The sequence below is a fragment of the Leeuwenhoekiella sp. NPDC079379 genome, from assembly GCF_044542075.1.
GTDB lineage: Bacteria > Bacteroidota > Bacteroidia > Flavobacteriales > Flavobacteriaceae > Leeuwenhoekiella.
In genome coordinates, this window is the sequence record NZ_JBITTU010000001.1 from 224,676 (window position 1) to 243,303 (window position 18,628).

Sequence of the window (18,628 nt, forward strand, 5' to 3'; positions counted from 1 at the left end):
CAACATGCACGTAGCCATCGCAGGCAATATAGGCGCCGGAAAAACAACCCTCACACGACTTCTCGCAAAGCATTTTAACTGGCAAGCTCAGTTTGAAGATGTAGTTGACAACCCGTATCTCGATGATTTTTACAATTCTATGGAGCGCTGGTCTTTTAATTTACAGATATACTTTTTAAACAGCCGCTTTAGACAACTCTTAGAAATACGAGACAGCAATACAGACATTATACAGGATCGTACGATATATGAAGATGCTTTCATATTTGCACCTAACCTGCATGCAATGGGTTTATTGACAAATAGGGATTTTAATAACTATCGATCCTTGTTTGACCTTATGGAAAGTGTTGTCGATCCGCCAGATCTATTAATTTATTTACGCAGTAGCATACCTAATCTAGTAGCTCAAATACATAAGCGTGGTCGAGATTACGAGAATTCTATATCAATTGACTATTTAAGTAGATTGAATGAGCGCTACGAGGCATGGATTCACGATTATAAAAAAGGAAATCTTTTAATCATAGACGTTGACGACATTAACTTTGTTGATAATCCTGAAGATTTAGGAGACATTATAAATAGAATAGATGCAGAATTAAACGGTTTATTTTAAACCTAAAACATCAGAATCTTTGAACTATCTAAATGGCTTTCTAGTTATAGCAATACTTATCTTAAGTTGTGATAAACCTGATACCATTGAATTTATAGCACAACCAAAAGCTCCCATTCTGGGAGCAGACTTGTCGTATGTAAATGAGATTGAAGATTCTGACGCTTATTTTACATCGGCAGGAGATACCATAGACCCGTATGCTTATTTTGCAGAAAAAGGCGCTAATATTATACGTCTACGGTTATGGCATAATCCAGAACACTCACCCTATTCTAATTTTGAAGATGTAAAAAGGTCTATTAAACGTGCTCACAAAGCCGGCGTAGCTGTGTTGCTTGATTTTCACTATTCAGACTTTTGGGTTGATCCTCAAAAGCAAGAACGCCCTAAAGCCTGGGATACTATACTAGACGACCTTACAATGGCTGATAGCGTTTACAACTACACCTTTAAAACGCTGACGAAATTAGCAGATGAGAATCTGGCCCCACAATGGGTTCAGGTAGGAAATGAAACCAATATTGAAATTCTTCAACCCCTGGACACGGTAAATACAGCTAGCATTAATTGGACACGGAATGCTTTATTACTCAACAGCGGCATCAAAGCCGTCAGAGATTTTTCTGATACATTTATTCAACCTGTAAAAATTGTTCTACACATAGCACAGCCCGAAAATGCACTCTATTGGTTTAAAGATGCTGAAGAAAATGGTGTAAATGATTTTGATATAATCGGATTGTCGTATTATTCTAAATGGTCAACATACCCGCTAAATAAACTTTCTATAGCTATAGATTCCTTAAGAACCACCTATAAAAAAGAGTTAGTTATTGTTGAGACGGCGTACCCGCACACATTAAATAATATTGATAAAGCCGGTAATATCTTAGGCGAAGATGCTTTGATTGAAGGCTACCCCGCAACACCAGAAGGTCAGAAAAACTATATGATAAAGCTTACTCGTGAAGTTTTAAAAGTAGGAGGTCTTGGTGTGATTTACTGGGAACCCGCCTGGATCAGCTCAACCTCAAAAACGCTTTGGGGTACAGGATCACACTGGGATAATGCCACATTTTTTGATAGTTCAAATTCAAACGAGGCCTTACCTGCATTTGAATTTTATGATATAAAAAATTATAAGGATTTAAATTATTAAATCTAATTCACGCGCATGCTCTTCTGCCGTACTACTATCTTTTACTAAAAGTGCAGGTGTAACCTCAAATTTTTCTAATAAGCCTCGTACTCTAAAGGCACGTTTTTCGTGATTTACACTTCGTAAATAAATAGCTTTTATGCGTTCTGGATATTCTTCAGCGATCTCAATGTAAATATCTGCATCGTGCTCACCGCTATCACCTATTAGAACAAATTGAAGATCTGGGTAAGTCTTTAAAATATTTCTAATCTCGTGTTGCTTGTGTGGCTTTTCAGGCTTAGGTGTTCTGTCAAAAGGAGTTCGTAAATCCCGAAGCAAAATAGCTCCTTTAGGAAAATTATTTTGTTTAATGAAAGCCTCAAGATAGTGATATAAATTCCATGGACTGTTACTCACATAAAACATAGGATTAGATGCATTGCCAGATTTACCTAAATGTAATTTTTTGTAAAAATCTGCTGCACCGTTGAAAGGGGAACGCTTACCTACACCTCTAAAAATGGTGTTTAAAATTACTCTCCATTTTAATAAAGAAGTTACACCGGTTTTAAGCATGGTATCGTCAATATCACTAATGACACCATACTCTACCTTTTCTGATGGTATGAGCATCTGAGCAGCAAATCTGTTATCATTATTAACCAGACGCTTTTGATTTTCATCATCATAACTTAACTCTAATTGTAACCAGCCCTCATCATTTGTTAAACTTTTTAAATCAGCTATTTTTTCATCTATTTTAAAATAGCCTTCATTATCTGTCACAGCATAAAGGACTCTATCATCTGGAAGCTTAATTTTTAATCTCGCTTTTGATAACTCGTCACTTCTAAACTGTTTATAGGCGTTCTTAAACGCATTTACAAAACCTGTTCTCTCAAGATTAACACCCTCATCTTCAAGAGCTCTACCTAATAAATAGATATGTTCGTTTGTTCCATAGCTTTGATACCCATGTATCTGTAATGGATCTTTTTTATGCAAGTGCAATCTTTGTAAAACATCTTTCAACATAACTTTAAATTATAAAATCCCGGCTGACTAGCCGGGATTTTAATGGTAAAGTTGTCTTAAGGATTCGTTATAATTTAATGCTCAATTTGTTGAGCCTATTGTATTTTTGAAACTCTAGATCCTGATTTCTTATTGTAGACAGCTAATTGTTCTTGTACCTCTGCCTCACTACCTTGAATATGTTTTTTGGTGAATTTTGCTTTTCCATTAACCGTTGAAGTTTCTGTAATAACAGCGCTTACTAAATCGCTACCCTCATTTTCTACCTTGACTTCAATCTGTATGTTGTTTGTGTTTGCTATTGCATCTTCAGAGTGATTGCCTAAAATAGGAGCAATTACCAAACCTACTAAACAGGTCAATTTTATTAAAATATTCATAGAAGGGCCAGATGTATCCTTAAAGGGATCACCTACTGTATCACCCGTGACTGCTGCTTTATGTGCATCACTACCTTTATAAGACATTTTGCCATCTATCTCTACTCCTGCTTCAAAAGACTTCTTTGCATTATCCCAGGCACCACCCGCATTGTTTTGAAAAATAGCCCACATTACACCAGATACACATACACCTGCCATATAACCTCCTAATGGTTCAGCTCCAAAAATTAATCCCATTAAAACAGGAGTAATTATAGTAATTAAACCGGGAAGAATCATTTCACGTAGCGCCGCTTTGGTAGAAATCTCGACGCATTTGCCATATTCTGGCTTTCCTGTACCCTCTAGAATACCTGGTATTTCTCTAAACTGACGTCGTACTTCCTGTACCATTTCCATCGCTGCTTTACCTACAGATTGCATCGCTAGAGCTGAAAATACAACAGGAATCATTCCGCCTACAAAAAGTGCAGCAAGAACATCTGCCTTAAATATATTTATTCCATCAATTCCTGTAAAAGTTACGTATGCTGCAAATAACGCAAGTGCTGTAAGTGCTGCAGAGGCTATAGCAAAACCTTTACCTACCGCTGCTGTTGTATTACCTACAGAGTCTAAAATATCGGTACGTTCGCGCACGTGATCTTCAAGATTACTCATTTCTGCCACACCACCTGCATTGTCTGCTATAGGACCAAATGCATCTATTGCCAGCTGCATTGCTGTAGTCGCCATCATTGCAGAAGCAGCTAGAGCGACCCCATAAAAGCCCGCTAACTCGTAAGAACCATAAATAGCAGCAGCAAAAAGTAATACTGAAAGAAATGTAGATTTCATACCTACCGCCAGACCAGCAATGATGTTAGTCGCTGCACCAGTCGAAGAATTTTTGACAATATTCATAACAGGTCCTTTGCCTAAACTGGTATAATGTGCTGTTACTACAGAAATTAATGCGCCTACAGCCAGACCTATACACGCCGACCAAAAAACATTTAAAGACGGAATATCTTTATAGCCCTCACCAAAAAAGTGCATAGACATAGTTTGAGGAAGCATCCAGTCTATAAGAAAATAACTTGCTACAAGGGTTAAAAGAATTGCGACCCAATTACCCATATCTAAGGCCCGTTGAACCTGCGTTTCTTTAGCTTCATTATTTTTAATACTTACCAAGAATGTACCTAATATTGACGCTAAAATACCAACTCCCGCAATTACAATAGGAAGCAAAATAGGCCCCATATTATTAAAAGCATCAACAAATTGAGTTCCCTGTGACATATCCTGCACGAGATAATTTCCTAGTACCATAGCCGCCAGAACAGTTGCTACATAGCTACCAAAAAGATCTGCTCCCATACCTGCAACATCTCCTACATTATCACCTACATTATCTGCAATTGTCGCCGGGTTACGTGGGTCATCTTCTGGAATACCGGCCTCAACTTTACCTACAAGATCTGCTCCTACATCTGCAGCCTTTGTATAAATACCACCACCTACACGCGCAAACAGCGCGATAGATTCTGCTCCTAATGAAAACCCGGCTAAGGTTTCAAGAACCACTGTCATCTCCTTATAAAAATTACCCCCTTCAGTGAGAAAGCTTCCCATTAAGAATAAGAAAATTAAACTCAATCCCAGTACTGCTAATCCCGCAACACCAAGCCCCATAACCGTACCACCACCAAAACTTACTTTCAACGCCTGTGGTAAACTTGTTTTTGCAGCTTCTGCAGTACGCGCATTGGCATCAGTAGCGATACGCATTCCTATGTTTCCGGCAAGTGCCGAAAAAAATGCTCCCATTATAAATGCAGGTACAATCATCCAACTTGTGGTGTCTACTATATACGATATACCGAATAGTAATGCCGAGGCAATAACAACAAATATGAGCAGCAGTCTATATTCTGCAGCTAAAAATGCAAGAGCTCCCTCCTTAATACTTTTAGAGATGCTTTGCATTTTCTCACTACCTGCAGGTTGTTTTTTAACCCAGGCCATTTTAATAAACATAAAAAGCAGTCCTAAAATTGCCAATGCAATTGGCACGTAGATAATGTTTGATTCCATAAATAAGCTTTTGATTTATAAATAATGTAATGCTAATGTAGCAAAATTGAGATTAATATAAATAATTTCATTATTTACCGAGAATATACAATAAAAAAAGACCGCTTATTAGCGGTCTTTCAAATTACTTAGGATATCGTTGCGATATTAGTCTATGCTCACTTCTTCTTTAGGAACATCACTATCTGCAAAGCGTTGAATACATTGTACTATAATTTCTTTAGCTTCGTTTACATCACCAAAACCGCCTACATCAACTTTTTTCTTTTCTAAGTCTTTGTAAACCTGAAAGAAGTGTTCGATTTCTTTAATAAGATGAGGATTTAATTCACTTAGATCTGTAGTACTGCTTGCAATAGGATCACTTACAGGAACACAAATAATTTTCTCATCAGGACCTTTTTCATCGGTCATATGGAAAACACCAATTGGCTTCACTTCCATAACACAACCAGGAAAAGTAGGCTCTGTTACTAACACTAAAACATCTAAAGGATCTCCGTCTAAGGCTAAAGTTTCAGGAATGAAACCATAATCTGCAGGGTACATCATAGATGAAAAAATCATACGATCGTAACGTATTTTTTTCAACTTAAAATCATACTCATACTTATTACGACTACCCTTAGGGATTTCGATAAGAACGTCAAATGTTGAAATTTGCTCTTTTGTCATGCTATTATATATTTTTTCTATTGTTTTATTACCTGAAATAGGCTGCAAAAATAGACCAAATAAGAAGTTAGGACAAACAATTCTTATAAAAGTAGCACCAGAAGTCGTTGAAGATAGATTTTTTGCCCAAAACTAAAATGCTCTAAATCATATCATTTGTGTGTAATTTAGAATGAGAACTCTAATGCACCGGTAACTCCAAACTTTCGAGCATCAGGAACGTCAAGATAATTTCCTCTAAAGTTAAAATCTATACGTAGAATTTTTAGAATGTTTCCTATACCAAAACTGTATTCATAATACGGCTTGCTGTCTGGCGCTATGTACTGAATATTGGATGCGTTTATACGTTGATTCTCGTCTGAAATTTGACCCCAGGCCCCTCTAAAACCTATAATCTCGCGAAGGTTTAATTTTTTTAGAAATGGTACCTTACCAAAAATACGCCCTCCAAAATTATGCTCTAAATGTAGCGTAGCATACGTATCTGTGACAAACTCGTAATAATTTAACTGTGGAAACGTACCGTAAATAGAAAATAAATTCTGGTTTCCAGGTATAATACTAAGCAGACTCAATGGCACCTCCCCAAAAGTGGTCCCTGCTTCAATTGTAGAACTAAAAGTTCCTAAACCTCCCATACGCCAAGGCTGTCTGTAAGAAAACTGAAGCTTTTCATAATCGAAATCACTATCAAAAAGACCTTCAACTCCTTTAGTATATCCTAAAAACAAGGTAGGAAACCATTCATTACTTGTAGTACGCTCTACCCCATATCCTGCAGTACGTTTACCGGGTTCAAAAATAGCACTTACCACAAACTCTGTTTGCTTAACATCAGATTCAATAGCAGTTTGGGAGAAATCTGTATAGTAGTCAAGATTAAACGTAGGAGACGCAGACTCTAAGGTCCTATAAGAGATGTCAGATCTAATAATTAAATTCTTTAAAAACTCTGCTTCAATTGCAAAATTAGCTAGTTTAATACTGGTTAATTGATCATTATTACCCACAGTTACCAGTGATGAAGAAGCCAGGTTTCTACCTAAAACATCTGTAGAAGTTGTAAGACTTGCTGCAATTTGCTCCACATCTTGTCTATACCCTCCTGAAACAATTAATCGTGCTTTACTGTCTAATAATACCTTACCCGAAATACCGAATTTAAATTTATCATCTTTAAAACCATAAGCTCCAAAACCTTCTAAACGCCAAGGATCATTCTGATCAAAATAGGTACGTGCTCCTAAACGCAGTCGCAACCCTTCTACATCGTTAAAACCAAATGCCGAAAACACGGGTCCTATATCTAAATTTGCCTGGTCCCATTCATAATAACCACTTACTAAAACAGCACCGGCATCATACAAACGCTGAAATTTAGGCACTTTTTTTAGTGAGTCTAACATAACATAAACCCCTTTCTCGTCTTTACTTAGTGGCTCCAGACGCTTTTCTTCCCAGAATTCATCGGTTTTTGTATATACATCTTCATCGTATTTAGTAACCCGCTCTTCGTAGATTTTCTCTTCTAATTTTTTATCAAAAACGTAATTGTCGTAGAGTGTTGTACGCTTTCCATAGATGCCGCGGCTTCCTTCCTTTTTCCGAATTGAAAAATCTGAAAGAAAATAATCGCGTGTAATTAAAAATACCGAGTCATTAAGTACATCATACTCCTGCTCTATATAAATCTCCTTAACCCAGTTAATATTGGCACTTTTATTAACCTGAAGGTTGATTTCTTTAATAGCCCACGTCGTATCATTTACCCAAAAATCTCCTTTAAATGTAAGCTCGTTAGAACGTCTTGGATAGTATATGATATTATAACACCATTTATCTTTAATAAATGTACTGTCTGCAAGTACATAATTATAGGTGTCAATACCGGTAGTTGATAAGGGGCTTACAAAACTTTTATCAAAGAATTTTAAATAATTATCATATATATTAAACTCATTATAAAGCTCCTGAATAAATGCGATTAGCGTTTGATTTGTACTAAAACCACTATTGCGATTACCTTCTAACTCCTCTTTTTCTTTACCCAACTCGTTATCACCAAAAACCTTACTACTACGCTCATTAATGAATATAGGTAGATATGTTTTTCCGGTTATTCTTGAAGTATCCATCTGGTCAAAAATAAACTCCATCTTATTAAAGATTTTACTGTTTATTAAAGCACTGTCAATGGTATTTAAGTCAAATTCTACTTTTTCATATTTATCATATTGGTACTGCTTAACATTGCTGAGTCCGTTAGATCGTTTATTCTCCCAGATTTTTCTTAAAATATCTATTGCCGGGTTGTTCTTTTTAGATTGTTTCCCAGTGTAAATTACCACCTCATTTAAACTTTCGGTTTCTTCACCAAGCGTAATTTCTAAATCATAATTTACTTTTTTAGGCAATGCTATTTCTTTAGATTGAAAACCAACAAAAGAGACTTTTAAAGCAGTGTATGTCGCGTCTGATTGTATGTAAAATCTACCATCTTCATTTGTAATGGTACCTTCTGAAGAACCTGCAAAAATAACATTTGCAAAAGGGATAGGATTACCCGCATCGTCATAAACCATACCACCTGCTTTAGTTTGACTATGAGTCAACACAGGAATAAGGGCTAGAATTAGTAAGAAAAAAATTCTCTTCATAAATACATTAAGTAGGTCTCTTTGGGGAGCGTCTAACGCTGTTTATATAGCGTTAATTAGTAATACATATACGGTAACTCTTCCGCACAAGTTCTGTTTGTCGTAAAACAGAAACTTTATTAACAAAAAAAGCTTCATTAATCGTAGATTAATGAAGCTTCAAAGATAGTTGTAACTATTTACCTGTAAAGTACTTTTTTAACAGCTTTAACAACATCATTGCTGTTAGGAATCCATTCTTTTAAAAGTCCCGGAGAGTAAGGTGCAGGAGTGTCTGCAGTATTTATTTTTACAATAGGAGCATCTAAATAATCAAATGCCTGCTCCTGTACTTGATAGGTAATTTCTGTAGAAACATTTCCAAAAGGCCAAGCCTCTTCAAGAATCACTAATCTATTTGTTTTTTTCACAGATTCTAGAACCGCATTTATATCTAATGGTCTTACTGTACGTAAATCTATAATCTCACAAGAAATACTTTCTTTTTCTAATTCGTCTGCAGCTGTATAAGCTTCTTTAATAATTTTACCAAAAGAAACAATGGTAACATCTGTACCTGCTCTCTTAATGTCGGCTACACCTATTGGGATTAAGTAATCACCCTCTGGCACTTCACCTTTATCACCATACATCTGCTCGCTTTCCATAAAAATAACTGGATCATCGTCACGTATAGCAGCTTTTAAAAGACCTTTTGCGTCTGCAGGGTTAGAAGGTACAATTACCTTTAAACCAGGAGTATTTGCAAACCAGCTCTCAAATGCTTGTGAGTGTGTTGCTCCTAATTGACCCGCTGAAGCTGTAGGACCTCTAAAAACAATAGGGCAGTTAAATTGACCACCAGACATCTGGCGTATTTTTGCTGCGTTGTTTATAATCTGGTCAATACCTACTAATGAAAAATTAAACGTCATATATTCTACAATAGGACGATTCCCGTTCATCGCACTACCTATGGCAATTCCTGCAAAACCAAGCTCAGAAATTGGAGTGTCAATAACACGTTCTGGACCAAACTCGTCTAGCATACCTTTTGAAGCTTTATAAGCCCCATTGTATTCTGCTACTTCTTCACCCATAAGGTAAATTGTGTCGTCCCGACGCATTTCTTCACTCATAGCCTCACAAATGGCTTCCCTAAATTGTATTGTTTTCATATATTAAAGTGGATGTAGTAATACAGTTAAATCAAGTAAAAATCCCCAAATTTGTAGGGGTAGCAAAAATAGCAATTAAATCAACCTAAAAGAATTGGATTTAACTAAAATTTGTTATGCGCGCATAGTAAATTTCAAATATTAATGCTTAATTTCGTAGCGCAAACGAAATAGTTACTCTTAAAAGAAAATTATATATGAAAATATTAGTGTGCATCAGCCACGTACCTGATACGACTTCAAAAATCAACTTTACTGAAAACGACACAAAATTTGACACTAACGGTGTTCAATTTGTTATTAATCCTAATGACGAGTTTGGCTTAACACGAGCTATGTGGTTTAAAGAAAAGCAAAATGCAACTGTAGATATTGTAAATGTAGGTGGTGCAGAAACAGAGCCTACATTACGTAAGGCGCTTGCTATAGGTGCAGATTCTGCCATACGTATTAACACAGAAGCTCTTGATGGCTTTCAGGTAGCAAAAGAATTGAGTGTAATTGCTAAAGAAGGTAATTACGATTTAATAATCGCAGGTCGTGAATCTATAGATTACAATGGTGGTATGGTTCCGGGAATGCTTGCGAGCTTAATTGGGGCAAGTTTTATTAATACATGTATAAGTCTTGAGGTTGATGGAGATTCTGCGACAGCAATACGAGAAATAGATGGTGGTAAAGAAACAGTTACTGCAAAGTTACCATTAGTAATAGGTGGTCAAAAAGGACTTGTTGAAGAAAGTGATCTACGCATTCCTAATATGCGAGGTATAATGATGGCTCGTAAAAAACCATTAGATGTTAAAGAACCACAGGGCGCTTCAACTGAAACTAAAGCGGTTTCGTTTGAGAAACCAGCTCCTAAAGGTGCTGTAAAATTAATTTCTCCAGACAATTTAGATGAGCTTATAGATTTACTTCACAATGAAGCTAAAGCCATTTAATAGTATTCAAAGAATTAAAAACCATTTTTCCGCTTGCGGAAACTTAAAATTTTAAAGAAATATGTCAGTTTTAGTATATACAGAATCAGAAGAAGGAAAATTTAAGAAAACCTCTTACGAGGTTGTAAGTTATGCAAGAGGCATAGCAGATATGATGAATACAACGGTGACTGCGCTGGCTATCAATGCAGAGAATACCTCTGAGCTAGGACTTTATGGTGCTGATAAAGTCTTACATATAAAGAATGATAAATTAAATTCATTTACTGCCAATGCATATGCAAGTGCAATAACTCAGGCAGTATCTCAAGAAGGTGCAAAAGTTATTGTTGTTAGCAGCAGTGCAAATGCTAAATATCTTGCGCCAATTCTGGCGATAGATCTTAATGCCGGGTATGCCTCTAATGTGGTTGCATTACCAGAGAGCCAATCACCATTTACGGTAAAGCGTACCGCTTTTACAAATAAAGCTTTTAACCATACCGAAATTACTACCGAAATCAAAATCGTAGGTCTTTCAAAAAATAGCTACGGTTTAAAAGAGTCTCAAAAAGAAGCTGCAGAAGAATCTTTTAATCCACAACTTGACGATTCTCAATTTAATGTTGAAGTAAAGTCTGTAGATAAGGCAAAAGACAAAGTAACTATTGCAGACGCAGAAGTTGTTGTAAGTGGTGGTCGCGGATTGAAAGGACCAGAAAACTGGGGAATGATTGAAGAAATGGCAGATATTTTAGGTGCTGCAACTGCATGCTCTAAACCAGTATCTGATATGGGTTGGAGGCCACACGGTGAGCACGTAGGGCAAACCGGTAAACCTGTAGCCTCTAATTTATATATTGCCATTGGTATATCTGGAGCGATACAACACCTTGCAGGAATTAATTCTTCTAAGGTAAAAGTTGTTATCAATTCTGACCCAGAAGCTCCGTTTTTTAAGGCCGCAGACTACGGGATTGTAGGCGATGCTTTTGACATTGTACCACGTCTTAATGAAAAATTAAAAGAGTTTAAAGCTAATAACTCTTAATTTAGTATTTTCGGCTACTCAAAGGGCTGTTTAAATTTGGATACTTGTCCTCTTTTAAACAGCCTTTTTATATTTTTGCAACTTATGAGTTTAGTGCGTTTGAATATTAAGGGAATATCGTATAGCCAGACACAGAATGGCGCATACGCTTTAATTCTAAGTGAAGTTGACGGTGACCGTAAACTACCCATAGTTATAGGTGCTTTTGAAGCACAATCAATTGCAATCGCACTTGAGAAAGAAATTATGCCGCCAAGGCCACTTACCCACGATTTATTTAAAAACTTCGCAGATCGTTTTGAAATAAATGTAAAGCAGGTAATTATACATAAATTAGTAGATGGTGTCTTTTATAGCAGTATTATCTGTGAGCGCGATACTATAGAAGAAATAATAGATGCCAGAACGAGTGATGCTATATCTTTAGCATTGCGCTTTAACGCACCCATATTTACCTATAAAAATATACTTGATAAAGCAGGTATATTCCTCAAGGGTTCAGAATCAGATCAGGAAGGGTATGATAATGATATCCTGGTAGATCAACTTGTTGTAGAAGATGAATCTATAGAAAGTAATGATTATAAAAAAATGTCGCTTAGCGATCTTAATGCAGCTCTTGATGAAGCGGTAGCTTCAGAAGATTATGAAGCTGCAGCTAAAATACGTGACGAGATTTCTAAACGCAATTAACTATAGATGCGAAAATTACTTTCTTACCTTATCCTTTCTTTTATTACAATTTCAGGCGCAATCGCGCAGACGGTAGAAGAAATATTACCAGTAGCAGAAGCAAAAAAACTAATTCCTAATGCAGGATTTTCATTTGATAGTCTTTGGCGCGGAGTTTTGGGTATGTTTTGCCTCTTACTTATTTCCTATCTTCTAAGTGCAAACCGGAAAGCTATAAACTGGAAAACTATAGGAGTAGGTTTAACAGCCCAACTTCTATTGGCCTACGGAGTACTTAAGATTACTTTTGTTCAAAATCTCTTTGAGTTTGTAGGGAAAATTTTTGTGAAAATTCTAGAGTTTACCGCTGCTGGTAGTGAATTTCTGTTAGGAGGCATGATGGACACCGCAAGCTATGGCTTCATTTTCATTTTTCAGGTGCTACCCACAATCATTTTCTTCTCGGCGCTTACCTCTGTTTTATTTTATTTAGGGATCATTCAAATTGTTGTAAAAGGAATGGCATGGGTTCTTACCAAACTCATGAATATTTCGGGTGCCGAAAGTTTATCTGTTGCCGGAAACATATTTTTAGGACAAACTGAAGCTCCTTTAATGATCAAAGCGTACTTAGAGCGCATGACGCGTTCTGAAATTTTATTGGTTATGATAGGCGGTATGGCCACAGTAGCCGGAGGAGTTTTAGCTGCTTACATAGGATTTTTAGGTGGCGATGACCCTGCTGCTCGTCTCGAGTTTGCCCGTCATTTACTAGCTGCATCTGTTATGGCTGCGCCAGGTGCAATTGTAGTTTCAAAACTATTATATCCCCAACAACAAGAAATTGATGCAAGAGTAGAAGTTTCTTCAGATAAAATAGGTTCTAATATCTTAGATGCTATCGCCACAGGAACAACTGAAGGTTTAAAGCTTGCAGCCAATGTAGGCGCTATGCTACTCGTATTTGTTGCGTTTATAGCAATGATAAACTACGGCTTTAATAAAATAGGAGAATTTACCACACTTAACAGCTTTTTAGCCGCTAACACACCCTATGAAAGCTTTTCTATTGAAGCAATTCTAGGAACTGTTTTTGCTCCTTTAATGTGGCTTATAGGTGTGGCAAAAGAAGATGTAATGCTTATGGGACAGCTGTTGGGCATTAAGCTTGCTGCAAGTGAGTTTGTAGGCTACATACAACTCGCAGATTTAAAAAACCCAGTAAACGATATTAGTTTTACCTATCAAAAATCTGTAATTATGGCAACGTATATGCTTTGCGGTTTTGCAAACTTTGCTTCTATAGGAATACAGATAGGAGGTATAGGATCACTGGCACCGGGACAACGTAAAACACTCTCAGAATTTGGACTTAAAGCTGTTATAGGCGGTACTATAGCATCATTATTATCTGCTACACTGGCAGGTATGCTTATAGGATAATTAGAAGGTAAGAGCCCACTCTCTTGCAGCTTCGTAGGTTTCAAAGTAGGCGAAAGAACCCTCAAACAAACTCTGTTCTTTTATCAGAATTTTTCTACGTTCTTCTGCATCTGGAGATACTATCGCAAGACCTTCAACTTTTGAAAGGTTTAGTATTTTAAGAATTTCAGGATCAAGATTTGTTTCTAAACCGCGTTGAGAGACAATTACAAATTTTTGACCACCATAATATGCTGCCATATCTTTTAACAAAAGTTGTGCCTGTTCTACTAGCACTTCTTTTAAATCACTATTGAATTCAATACAAACATACGTATCAAAGTATGTGGCTTTAGCAAAAGAGTACTGCCTTATATTATCAATAATCATATATGTGAATAATTAATTCGTCACAAAAATACTTATTTAAAGTTAATAAGTATTTAGAAAATTTTAACTTATTAACATTTTTCTCGCATCGGGTTCTTTTATTTTTGAACCGAAAAAAACATTCCAATGAAACAGTATCACGAATTAGCAAAACATATTTTAGAAAATGGAATTCAGAAAGGCGATCGTACTGGTACTGGTACCTTAAGCGTTTTTGGATATCAAATGCGTTTTGATTTGAGTGAGGGTTTTCCCATGGTTACTACAAAAAAATTACACCTTAAATCAATTATATATGAATTGCTTTGGTTTTTAAAAGGAGAAACTAATATCGCTTACCTTCAAGAAAACGGTGTTCGTATATGGAATGAATGGGCAGATGACAATGGAGATTTAGGCCCTGTTTATGGTCACCAATGGCGCAACTGGGCAAGTGAAGAAATAGACCAAATCAAAGAGGTTATTGAAACCCTCAAAACAAACCCAAATAGCAGACGTATGCTTGTAAGCGCCTGGAATCCCAGTGTATTACCAGACACTTCAAAGTCATTTGCCGAAAATGTAGCAAATGGTAAAGCAGCGCTTCCGCCTTGTCATGCTTTCTTTCAGTTTTATGTTGCTCCTGCAGATCTTAATAGCGAAGACAAAAGACCTAGACTTTCCTGCCAACTTTATCAGCGTAGCGCAGATGTTTTTTTAGGGGTTCCATTTAATATAGCTTCTTACGCTCTGTTCACAATGATGATTGCACAAGTTTGTGATTATGCTCCCGGAGATTTTGTACACACTTTTGGCGATGCTCATATTTATAATAATCATATCGAGCAATTAAACTTGCAATTGAGCCGAGAAATACGCACCTTACCGACAATGAAAATCAATCCTGAAGTCAAAAATATATTTGACTTCAAATTTGAAGATTTTACATTAGAGAATTATAATCCGCATCCTCACATTAAAGGAGCGGTAGCTATTTAACCCCAACTTTAATTTATGAGAACTCTATTTTTAATTGCATTTTTAACAGTTAGCAGTTTAAGCTTTGCTCAGGAAGGCGTGACTGTATCTGGCAACGCAATATCTATAACCGAAATTCCTCCAATTTGGCCCGGCTGTATAGGTAATGCAGCTGAAACAAAAGCCTGCTTTAAAAAAGAATTAGTTAAACACGTAGTAAGTAATTTTAGATTTCCGGAAGGTTATAAAAAGGGCACTGTAAAAGAAAAAGTGGTCGTTGATTTTGTAATTAATGAGGAGGGTAAACCTCAAATTCTAGGTGTAAAAGGAGGAACTAAAGTGTTACAGGAAGAAGCTAAGCGCAATATCCTGGCAATACCACAAATGACACCAGGAAAAGCAGGTGGAAGCCCAAGAGCCATTAAATATACCATGCCTTTTACTTTTTAACGCCCTGTTAACGCACGTGTAAAAAAGGTCAAGGCAATAATTGTGTAACTTTGGGAATAACCTAAAGTTATATACTATTTCTATGATTACCAGTTCTATCTCGCTATTAGATTTTTTACTTGAAACACGGGAGCATACAGAAACTATTTGTAAGCCTTTGCAAATTGAAGATTATGTAGTTCAACCTATAGAAGATGTTTCCCCACCTAAATGGCATTTAGGACATACTACATGGTTCTTTGAAGATTTTATACTCAAAAAACATAAAACAGATTATCAAGTTTACGATGATCATTTTGCATTTGTATTTAATAGTTATTACGAAAGTATGGGAGCCAGAGTCGTGCGTACAGATCGCGGCAATCTCTCAAGACCTACTGTAGATCAAGTCTATTCTTACCGAAAGCACGTAACCAATGCCCTTAAAGAACTACTCGAAGAAAACCCTTCTGAAGAAGTCGAAAGTCTCATTGAGATAGGTATTCATCACGAAAAACAACATCAGGAATTATTACTCACAGATATAAAGTACATTTTAGGTAACAACCCACTACTACCCACATATTCAAGTGATTTTAGAGAATTTCAACTTAACCCTAAACCTGCAGAATGGCTATCTATTGACGAAGGCATTTATACCATAGGTCATACCGGATCAGATTTTTGTTATGATAATGAGTTAGGATTACACAAAGTCTACCTCAATTCTTTTGAGATAAGCAGTCGTTTAGTAACTAATGCAGAATACTTGCAGTTTATTGAAGATTCTGGTTATGAACAAACCTTATTATGGCATAGCGAAGGATGGTCTTGGGTTACTGAGAATAATATTATAGCACCCCTATACTGGCATAAACAAAATGATGGTTGGGAATATTATGGGTTAAACGGATTACAAAAACTAAATCTCGAAGCCCCTGTTACGCATATATCCTATTACGAAGCTTTTGCCTATGCTCAATGGAAGGGAATGCGTTTACCTACAGAATTTGAATGGGAAGTAGCACAATCACAATTTAATTGGGGTGAACGCTGGGAGTGGACAGAAAGTGCTTACTTACCTTACCCCAATTATACTAAAGCTCCAGGAGCACTTGGGGAATATAATGGTAAGTTTATGGTTAGTCAAAAAACTCTTCGTGGGGGCTCTGTAGCAACATCCAAAAATCATACAAGACCCACCTATCGCAATTTTTTTCACCCCCAACTTAGGTGGCAGTTTACTGGCTTACGCCTTGCACGCTAATATTTTATAAATGAAGACAAATCAAGAAACAAAGTTTGAAAATACTTTTGAAGAAGAGGTATATGAAGGGCTAACGGCATTCCCTAAATACTTATCATCAAAATGGTTTTATGATAAAAAAGGAGATAAATTATTTCAAAAAATAATGGCGCTTCCTGAGTATTATTTAACCGAATGTGAACGAGCTATAATCGAAGAAAACAAAGCAGATATAGCACAACTCTTCTCAGACAAGACTGGCTTTGATCTTGTTGAGTTAGGTGCAGGTGATGGCAAGAAAACTAAAATACTACTGCAAGAATTGGTGAATTCTAAACTAAATTTTACCTACAGACCTATAGACATAAGTCAGAATGTACTTGATGAATTAGAAGAAGACGTTCTTAAAAGATGGCCTAAGCTAGATATTAAAACAGAACAAGGAACTTATTTTAATATTCTAAATAAACTGAGCGAGCAGCAAAAAGACCGCAAAATGGTAATTGTTGTTTTAGGCTCAAATATTGGTAATCTTTCTCATCAATATGCCGTGGAGTTTTTGACAACTATACGTAAATCAATGCAACCCGATGATCTTTTATTTATGGGATTTGATCAAAAAAAGAATCCCGAAGTTATTCTTAAAGCCTATAATGATTCTCAAGGGGTAACAGAAAGTTTCAATAAAAATCTGCTTAGTCGTATTAATCAAGAAATGGATGCAAATTTTGAGATTGATAACTTTAAACATTGGCCTGTTTACGATCCGGAAAGCGGCACTACAAAAAGTTTCTTAGTAAGCACAAAAGACCAAACAATTACAATTCAAAAATTAAATCTAGACATTCATTTTTCTGCCTGGGAAAGTATTCACACCGAAATTTCTCAAAAATATGATGATGATATTGTTAATTGGCTAGCACAAGAAGCTGGCTTATATATTGAAAAACAATATACAGATCATCAAAATTATTTTACAGATTATATTTTCAGAATTAAGAAATAGCCCTCTATATTCTATAGAAGAGCACTAAAAAGTAAAAAGATGAAAGCAATTTGGAAAGATGCAGTTGTTGCAGAAAGCAATGAGACCATTCTAGTTGAGGGAAATCATTATTTTCCACTGAAGGATGTAAAACCTGAGTTTTTATCTAAAACCGAAACTCAGACAACCTGTCCTTGGAAAGGTAAAGCCCACTATTATTCAATTACAGTAGATGGCGACACGCTAAAAGATGCTGGCTGGTATTATCCAGAGCCTAAAGAGAAGGCAAAGCACATTGCTAATTACGTTGCCTTTTGGAAAGGCGTTAGTGTCAGCGAGTAGCTAACACTAACACCTACTTAATTTATTTATAATGCCAGAATACTATTGTCTGCACCCGCAAAATCATTCCATTTTGTACCGTCTGCATCAGGCTCTGTCATCCAATTTTGATCTACTGCATATTTAAACTCATAAGAAGCATCAACAGGTATATTTAAAGAACCTTTAAAAGATCCGTTTTTTAATTTTTTTAGTTCGGCTCTCTCCCAGTTATTGAAATCTCCCGCTACAGCAACCGCATCAGCTTCAACATTCTCAACCACAAATGTTACTTTACACTCTGGTTTTGACTTTAAGAATTGTTTTGTAATTGGCATAACTATTAGTTTTAAGTTTTTCCAAATTTATAAATGAAAATCGATAGATAACAAGAAATCAGATTTTTAGCGTTATTTTTCCGAATAATAAATTTTATTAAAGTATTGAGAATTAAATATTTAATACGAAAACGTTATACCA

At 36.2% G+C, this 18,628-nt stretch carries 18 protein-coding genes; 11 read left to right on the forward strand and 7 right to left on the reverse strand.

The features are described from left to right. The first annotated feature begins 4 nt into the window (after positions 1-4). Both ACIGAM_RS00910 and ACIGAM_RS00915 read left to right on the forward strand, forming a co-directional pair. Complete coding sequence (locus tag ACIGAM_RS00910; RefSeq protein WP_396509599.1) at positions 5-619, forward strand: deoxynucleoside kinase; 615 nt, start codon at positions 5-7, stop codon at positions 617-619. Between the two features lie 19 nt (positions 620-638). Further along, the gene (locus tag ACIGAM_RS00915; protein ID WP_396509600.1) at positions 639-1,781 is read left to right on the forward strand and encodes an arabinogalactan endo-beta-1,4-galactanase; all 1,143 of its coding nucleotides are present in this window, start codon (positions 639-641) and stop codon (positions 1,779-1,781) included. On the opposite strand, the gene ACIGAM_RS00920 is transcribed toward ACIGAM_RS00915, so the two are convergent. From ACIGAM_RS00920 to ACIGAM_RS00940, 5 genes are all read right to left on the reverse strand, one after another. After that, entirely contained in the window at positions 1,770-2,798 is a 1,029-nt protein-coding gene (locus tag ACIGAM_RS00920) for an App1 family protein (RefSeq protein ID WP_396509601.1), read from the reverse strand. The genes ACIGAM_RS00915 and ACIGAM_RS00920 overlap by 12 nt on opposite strands. A gap of 95 nt (positions 2,799-2,893) precedes the next feature. Then, positions 2,894-5,260, reverse strand: coding sequence for a sodium-translocating pyrophosphatase (locus tag ACIGAM_RS00925; RefSeq protein WP_396509602.1), 2,367 nt, complete (start codon positions 5,258-5,260; stop codon positions 2,894-2,896). A 147-nt stretch (positions 5,261-5,407) separates the two neighbouring features. Next, positions 5,408-5,935 carry an inorganic diphosphatase gene (locus tag ACIGAM_RS00930; RefSeq protein ID WP_396509603.1) on the reverse strand — a complete coding sequence of 176 codons (528 nt, stop codon included), beginning with the start codon at positions 5,933-5,935 and terminating at the stop codon, positions 5,408-5,410. Positions 5,936-6,102: 167 nt separating this feature from the next. Next, the gene (locus ACIGAM_RS00935) at positions 6,103-8,595 is read right to left on the reverse strand and encodes a DUF5686 family protein (protein WP_396509604.1); all 2,493 of its coding nucleotides are present in this window, start codon (positions 8,593-8,595) and stop codon (positions 6,103-6,105) included. A gap of 179 nt (positions 8,596-8,774) precedes the next feature. Continuing rightward, positions 8,775-9,752, reverse strand: coding sequence for a pyruvate dehydrogenase complex E1 component subunit beta (locus tag ACIGAM_RS00940; RefSeq protein ID WP_396509605.1), 978 nt, complete (start codon positions 9,750-9,752; stop codon positions 8,775-8,777). Between the two features lie 197 nt (positions 9,753-9,949). On the opposite strand from ACIGAM_RS00940, the gene ACIGAM_RS00945 reads away from it, so the two are divergent. The 4 genes from ACIGAM_RS00945 to ACIGAM_RS00960 all read left to right on the forward strand — a co-directional run bounded on the left by ACIGAM_RS00945 (position 9,950) and on the right by ACIGAM_RS00960 (position 13,841). After that, positions 9,950-10,696 carry an electron transfer flavoprotein subunit beta/FixA family protein gene (locus ACIGAM_RS00945; protein ID WP_028376656.1) on the forward strand — a complete coding sequence of 249 codons (747 nt, stop codon included), beginning with the start codon at positions 9,950-9,952 and terminating at the stop codon, positions 10,694-10,696. 61 nt (positions 10,697-10,757) lie between these two features. Then, positions 10,758-11,726, forward strand: a complete 969-nt coding sequence (locus ACIGAM_RS00950) for an electron transfer flavoprotein subunit alpha/FixB family protein (protein WP_396509606.1) — start codon at positions 10,758-10,760, stop codon at positions 11,724-11,726. An 84-nt stretch (positions 11,727-11,810) separates the two neighbouring features. Beyond that, positions 11,811-12,419, forward strand: coding sequence for a bifunctional nuclease domain-containing protein (locus ACIGAM_RS00955; protein WP_396509607.1), 609 nt, complete (start codon positions 11,811-11,813; stop codon positions 12,417-12,419). Between the two features lie 6 nt (positions 12,420-12,425). After that, positions 12,426-13,841 (forward strand): NupC/NupG family nucleoside CNT transporter, encoded by a 1,416-nt coding sequence (locus ACIGAM_RS00960; RefSeq protein ID WP_396509608.1) that lies wholly within the window; start codon positions 12,426-12,428, stop codon positions 13,839-13,841. Here the strand turns inward: ACIGAM_RS00960 and ACIGAM_RS00965 are convergent, their stop codons facing one another. Further along, complete coding sequence (locus ACIGAM_RS00965; RefSeq protein WP_396509609.1) at positions 13,842-14,210, reverse strand: hypothetical protein; 369 nt, start codon at positions 14,208-14,210, stop codon at positions 13,842-13,844. 126 nt (positions 14,211-14,336) lie between these two features. On the opposite strand from ACIGAM_RS00965, the gene ACIGAM_RS00970 reads away from it, so the two are divergent. The 5 genes from ACIGAM_RS00970 to ACIGAM_RS00990 all read left to right on the forward strand — a co-directional run bounded on the left by ACIGAM_RS00970 (position 14,337) and on the right by ACIGAM_RS00990 (position 18,169). After that, positions 14,337-15,188 (forward strand): thymidylate synthase, encoded by an 852-nt coding sequence (locus tag ACIGAM_RS00970; protein ID WP_396509610.1) that lies wholly within the window; start codon positions 14,337-14,339, stop codon positions 15,186-15,188. 15 nt (positions 15,189-15,203) lie between these two features. Further along, on the forward strand, positions 15,204-15,617 hold the full coding sequence (locus ACIGAM_RS00975; RefSeq protein WP_396509611.1) for an energy transducer TonB: 414 nt from the start codon (positions 15,204-15,206) through the stop codon (positions 15,615-15,617). 82 nt (positions 15,618-15,699) lie between these two features. After that, positions 15,700-16,863 carry an ergothioneine biosynthesis protein EgtB gene (egtB, locus tag ACIGAM_RS00980; protein WP_396509612.1) on the forward strand — a complete coding sequence of 388 codons (1,164 nt, stop codon included), beginning with the start codon at positions 15,700-15,702 and terminating at the stop codon, positions 16,861-16,863. Positions 16,864-16,873: 10 nt separating this feature from the next. Continuing rightward, complete coding sequence (gene egtD / locus ACIGAM_RS00985) at positions 16,874-17,848, forward strand: L-histidine N(alpha)-methyltransferase (protein WP_396509613.1); 975 nt, start codon at positions 16,874-16,876, stop codon at positions 17,846-17,848. A gap of 39 nt (positions 17,849-17,887) precedes the next feature. After that, a complete protein-coding gene (locus ACIGAM_RS00990) occupies positions 17,888-18,169 on the forward strand; it encodes a DUF427 domain-containing protein (protein ID WP_396509614.1) in 282 nt (93 codons plus the stop codon). Positions 18,170-18,195: 26 nt separating this feature from the next. On the opposite strand, the gene ACIGAM_RS00995 is transcribed toward ACIGAM_RS00990, so the two are convergent. Then, positions 18,196-18,486: an isoamylase early set domain-containing protein gene (locus ACIGAM_RS00995; RefSeq protein ID WP_396509615.1), complete on the reverse strand. Its 291-nt coding sequence runs from the start codon at positions 18,484-18,486 to the stop codon at positions 18,196-18,198. Positions 18,487-18,628 lie beyond the last annotated feature (142 nt).

Coding starts and splice junctions, on each gene's coding strand:
- ACIGAM_RS00945 (WP_028376656.1), top strand. CDS start 9,950: ATGAAAATATTAGTGTGCATCAGCCACGTACCTGATACGACTTCAAAA.
- ACIGAM_RS00930 (WP_396509603.1), bottom strand. CDS start 5,935: ATGACAAAAGAGCAAATTTCAACATTTGACGTTCTTATCGAAATCCCT.
- ACIGAM_RS00925 (WP_396509602.1), bottom strand. CDS start 5,260: ATGGAATCAAACATTATCTACGTGCCAATTGCATTGGCAATTTTAGGA.
- ACIGAM_RS00935 (WP_396509604.1), bottom strand. CDS start 8,595: ATGAAGAGAATTTTTTTCTTACTAATTCTAGCCCTTATTCCTGTGTTG.
- egtD (WP_396509613.1), top strand. CDS start 16,874: ATGAAGACAAATCAAGAAACAAAGTTTGAAAATACTTTTGAAGAAGAG.
- ACIGAM_RS00950 (WP_396509606.1), top strand. CDS start 10,758: ATGTCAGTTTTAGTATATACAGAATCAGAAGAAGGAAAATTTAAGAAA.
- ACIGAM_RS00960 (WP_396509608.1), top strand. CDS start 12,426: ATGCGAAAATTACTTTCTTACCTTATCCTTTCTTTTATTACAATTTCA.
- ACIGAM_RS00990 (WP_396509614.1), top strand. CDS start 17,888: ATGAAAGCAATTTGGAAAGATGCAGTTGTTGCAGAAAGCAATGAGACC.
- ACIGAM_RS00965 (WP_396509609.1), bottom strand. CDS start 14,210: ATGATTATTGATAATATAAGGCAGTACTCTTTTGCTAAAGCCACATAC.
- ACIGAM_RS00910 (WP_396509599.1), top strand. CDS start 5: ATGCACGTAGCCATCGCAGGCAATATAGGCGCCGGAAAAACAACCCTC.
- ACIGAM_RS00955 (WP_396509607.1), top strand. CDS start 11,811: ATGAGTTTAGTGCGTTTGAATATTAAGGGAATATCGTATAGCCAGACA.
- ACIGAM_RS00920 (WP_396509601.1), bottom strand. CDS start 2,798: ATGTTGAAAGATGTTTTACAAAGATTGCACTTGCATAAAAAAGATCCA.
- egtB (WP_396509612.1), top strand. CDS start 15,700: ATGATTACCAGTTCTATCTCGCTATTAGATTTTTTACTTGAAACACGG.
- ACIGAM_RS00995 (WP_396509615.1), bottom strand. CDS start 18,486: ATGCCAATTACAAAACAATTCTTAAAGTCAAAACCAGAGTGTAAAGTA.
- ACIGAM_RS00970 (WP_396509610.1), top strand. CDS start 14,337: ATGAAACAGTATCACGAATTAGCAAAACATATTTTAGAAAATGGAATT.
- ACIGAM_RS00940 (WP_396509605.1), bottom strand. CDS start 9,752: ATGAAAACAATACAATTTAGGGAAGCCATTTGTGAGGCTATGAGTGAA.
- ACIGAM_RS00975 (WP_396509611.1), top strand. CDS start 15,204: ATGAGAACTCTATTTTTAATTGCATTTTTAACAGTTAGCAGTTTAAGC.